Here is a 1,717-nt window from a genome sequence, read left to right on the forward strand (position 1 = left end):
GTTCAGCGTAAATGTATCAGCTCCGCTAACGCGACCAGGATCCCTCCAAGTGGGATCCAACCGGCAAGCGACCCTGGGCCGGGATCTGTCCCAACAACACCTGCAGCAACGCCTGTAGAGAGACGGGGGTAGTGCCGTAGCAGGCCAAATAGACCGGGATCTGGGGCAGGGCAAAGGCGTCGTAGGGGGATCCCAAGGCCAACCCAATCACCTTTTCCGGCGGAAGGGATCCCAGTAAGTCCGCCGGCAACTCCTTCTGAAGCGGGTAACGAAACAGATCAAGGGATCCCACCAGCACTTGGTCAGCTCTTGACGCCCCTTGCAGGGTTGTTTGCAAATCCTCAGGGGTAGGCTCTGGGCTGATCTTGAGAACCTGAGCACCGGGCCAGACATTTTGGAAAAGATCCCCCAGAAGAGGCACAGGGGTAATGAGCAGCGGGTCGGGGGCTAAGGGGGGCAGGGATCCCCGTACTAGGGTGATGCTGTCTTGGGCGATTTGGCGGGCCAGTGCCCGGTGGTTTTCCAAGCCGGCAGGGGGGAAAGGGGGGCAGGGGGATCCCAGCCTGTAGCGCCGCTTCAAGGCCAAAATCCGCTCCACTGACCGATCCAACTGCTCAACCGACAAACGACCGGCACGGAACTCCCGCAGCAGATGGGCATAGGCTTCTTTTTGGATGGCCGGGCTAAAGCCGGGATCTGCCCCAAACACCAGCACATCGGCTCCTGCCCTAAAGGCCAGTTCTGCCGCTTCGGGAATGCCGTAGGTGCGGGCAATGGCCCCCATGGTCAGGGAATCCGTCAGGACAAGACCCTTGAAACCCAGCTTCTGCCGCAGCCAGCCGGACACCACCTCAGGGGCCAGCGTTGCCGGTTGCAAGGACTTCGTCCCGCTGTCGCCGACGGATCCCAGAGCCGGCATCACCACATGCGCCGTCATCATCGCCTCTGCCCCTGCCCGGATCAAAGCCTGAAACGGGCGCAATTCCGTGGTCTGTAGCGCCTCCAGAGGGCGATCCACCCGCGGCAACCCCAGGTGGGAATCCATATCGGTGTCCCCATGGCCGGGAAAATGTTTGGGCGTACAGAGGATCCCGGCTTGCCGATAGCCGCGCCACAGGGCGAGGCCGTAATCTGTCACCTGTTTCGGGTCTGACCCAAAGGCTCGGATGCCGATGATGGGGTTGTGGGGGTTGCTGTTCACGTCCACAACAGGGGCGAAGTTGAGGTTAAACCCCAAACTTTTCAGCTCCGTTCCCACCGCACGGGCCATAGCTTCCGCCTTTGCCAGGGATCCCGCTGCTGCCACTGCCATGGCGCTGGGGAACACCGTCACCCCCTCGGTAAGGCGCACCACCGGCCCCCCCTCTTGATCAATGGCTATCCACAGGGGGACAAGGGCTTGTGCCTGAGCCGCGGCAATGAGCTGGGCCACCTGAGGCAACGTTTGAATGTTGCCGGCAATCGAATAGAAGATCAGCCCGCCCACGTGGTAGTCCCGGATCATCTCCTCGAGAGCGGAGGAAAACTCAGCTCCCTCAAAATAAACCAGAAACAGTTGCCCCACTTTCTCCTCAAGGCTCCAAGCCCTGGGATCCACTGCGGCAGCGGGACGGGGTCCTATCGAGCATGTCAAAGCAGATGTCCTAAAGCAGATGTCCTTGGGCGTCGCTGCCAAGAAAGCCGGTCAGGATGAGCGTAAACTACCCGACATCAACCG

At 60.9% G+C, this 1,717-nt stretch carries 1 protein-coding gene; it reads right to left on the reverse strand.

Annotated features, from left to right (window positions below; all coding sequences use genetic code 11):
* Positions 1-25: 25 nt before the first annotated feature.
* Positions 26-1,564 (reverse strand): glycoside hydrolase family 3 protein, encoded by a 1,539-nt coding sequence (locus NW819_RS09705; RefSeq protein ID WP_414413607.1) that lies wholly within the window; start codon positions 1,562-1,564, stop codon positions 26-28.
* Between the last annotated feature and the right edge of the window lie 153 nt (positions 1,565-1,717).

The sequence above is a fragment of the Synechococcus sp. R8-2 genome (assembly GCF_047461715.1).
Lineage (GTDB): Bacteria > Cyanobacteriota > Cyanobacteriia > Thermostichales > Thermostichaceae > Thermostichus.